2 protein-coding genes and 1 pseudogene are annotated in these 2,471 nt (G+C 65.9%); all 3 read right to left on the bottom strand.

The genetic code is table 11. The annotated features are described in order from the left end of the window. The coding region (locus tag A9X04_RS22370; RefSeq protein ID WP_156764486.1) for an MlaD family protein at positions 1-277 on the bottom strand (277 nt) is incomplete at its 3' end. Next, the gene (locus tag A9X04_RS22375; protein WP_067925187.1) at positions 271-1,440 is read right to left on the bottom strand and encodes a virulence factor Mce family protein; all 1,170 of its coding nucleotides are present in this window, start codon (positions 1,438-1,440) and stop codon (positions 271-273) included. The genes A9X04_RS22370 and A9X04_RS22375, both read right to left, overlap by 7 nt. A gap of 29 nt (positions 1,441-1,469) precedes the next feature. After that, positions 1,470-2,471: pseudogene (locus A9X04_RS22380) on the bottom strand (MCE family protein); the annotation flags it as partial.

The raw sequence follows: 2,471 nt of genomic DNA on the forward strand, positions 1-2,471 counted from the left end.
CAATCGGGATCTTGTAGCGGTCGGCGATGCTCATGGTCACCCGCGCGCCGGTCTTGGTCGGCTCGACGGCGGTGACCGTGCCGATGGTTTCACCGCGATAGGTCACGTTCGAGGTCTTGTAGAGACCGCCCGACGCGGGCAGCTCCGCTTTCAGCGTGTACTGGCCGATCCCGACCGCGCTGGGAATCTGCAGGTAATACCAGCCAAGCGCGACCGCCGTGATCGCAGTCAGGACGGCGAACATGACCAGCTGGCGTTTGATGAATCGGGTCAGCATTGCCGGTCCGCCCTCTCGACCAGCGGCCCGCCGGGGACGTCATTGGGGTTCGGCGTGTAGCGGACGTCGGGGATCATCGTCTCGGGGTCGCGGCCCCACGATTGCTCGAGTGCGCGCAGCGCTCCGGAGAACCCGGTCCCGGTGAGGACCGCGTTGTCGACGGCGCTCATGGTCAGGTCCAGCGTGAGCGACAGGTTGAAGTAGTCGCCGCGGAACGCCTTGGGCACGGCGTCGATGTCGAACGGCCGGACGAGGATCAGCTTGAGGGCGCGAATCAGATATGGCGCCGCACGGCCGAGTTCCCGCAACGGGCACTGCAGCGACAACAGGTCCTGGTGGATGTCGCCGCGTGCGCCCGACAGGTATTGGTCGGCGAGTTGGCTGAGCCGTCCCGTCGCGTCCACCGCGTTGATCAAAAGGTTCTGTTTGTCGGCGAAATGCTTGAGCAACGGCGGGAATTCGGTGAGGACACGATCCAAGACGTACGAACGGGGACCCACGTAGGCCAGCAGCCGGTTGGTGGAGTCGATGGCTCGGGTGATGTCAGCGCGTTGCTCGTCGAGTCGGGCGGTGAAGGTGTCGAGTTTGCCGAGGAAGGCGCGGATCTGGTCCGCTCGGCCGTTGACGATGTTGTAGACCTCGTTCTGCAGCACTTCGAGGTTCGGGATGCCTCCGCCGCGGAGCACGATGGCAAGACTTGCCAGCGTCTGCTCGGTCGTGGGATACATGGACGCATTTTTGAGCGGGATGGTGTCGCCGTCCCGCAGTGGTTCCGGGGACGGGTTGGGCGGTGCGGCCAGCTCGACATGCTGTGAACCCAGGAGACTGGTCTGGCCGATCTTGGCGGTCGCGTTCTTGGGCAGCTTGACGTCCTTGCCCAGACGTAACGTCAGCGTCGCGACCCAGTTCTTCAGTTGGATCGCGCGTACCGTGCCGACGAAGACGTCGGCCACCCGCACGCGGCTGTTGTCGTTGAGCGCCAGTGTGTCCGGCATCTGCACGTAGACGGTGTAGGACCCCGGCCCTGAGCCCGGGCCGCCCGGCATCGGCACGTTTGCGATTCCGTGCCACTTCGCGCACGACGCCAGCATCGCCGCGGCGCTCAATATGGCCAGCCCCTTGAAGGCCCGGTGCCGTGTGCGAGAGCCGAACGCGCGCAGCATGTTCCGGATCGCCATGCTTCGCGGGTGGTTCACGATCCCGCTCCCGTCGACGCGGCCGCCGGAGTCGGCGGGACCGGACCCGGAACTACGCCCGGCCCCGGCGGCGGTGGCGGGATCGGCACCTGCGGCGCCCGCAGGCCGATCGGCGGCACCACCGGGTTCTCGTCGTAGGCGTTCGGCGGTCCCGGCGGGGTTTGCAAACCCGGCGGTGGGGCTGGGGCGTCGGGGCCGCCCATCAGTTCGGCCAGAGATTCCGGGGTCATCAGGCCGCCGGTAACCGGCCCCACCTGGGTGCCTTGCATGCCCGGCGCGGCGACCCAGCCGGGCTGAGTGTTGCGGTGCGAGAACGGTGTATCGGGCACCCAGATACCGGGCACGGTGGTGTCCTTGAATCCGTTCGGCGGGTGCAGCCGATCCTCCGAATAGGCGACTTCCTTGGGCAGCGCTTCGGCGGTGCTGAACAGATTCAGTCCGAACGGCAGGTAGTTGAACTTGATGGCATCGAGGATCGGCGCCAGGTATTGCGCGCACAGTTCGGCGGAATCCTGATAGCCCAGCCGGCTGCCGGCCTGAATCATGCTGCAGACGAACTGCATTGGGTTCGCGAAGTTGGGAATCGCCGGGATGGACATGACGGCGCCGTGCGACGGGTGATAGATCTGGCTGAGGTTCGTCTCCAGCGTCGGCAAGACGTGCAGGGCGGTCTCCAACCCGTTCAGCGGATCGGGTTGGACCAGCGTGGTGGTGAGAGTGGACAAGTTGTCGACGTCGTGCGCGAGCACCCCGCGGTTCTTGTCCAGGAATGGGCGCAGGGTGGACAGCAGGCTGTCGAACTGCTGAAGCGCATTCGTGAGGTCCCGGTCCGAACCGGTCAACTTGTCGGTGAACTCGGCCAGGTTCTTGTTCAGCGCGACGAACTGCTGGTCGTCTTTGTGCAGGGCGTTGACGAACTGGGCCAGGCTGCGCACCACCGCGAAGAAGTCGCCGCGGCCCTCGTTCAGCGCGGTCAACGACCGCGACAGGCTGTTCAG

Origin of the sequence: Mycobacterium sp. E3247, from assembly GCF_001667785.1 — a bacterium.
In the GTDB taxonomy this organism is placed as follows: Bacteria; Actinomycetota; Actinomycetes; order Mycobacteriales; family Mycobacteriaceae; genus Mycobacterium.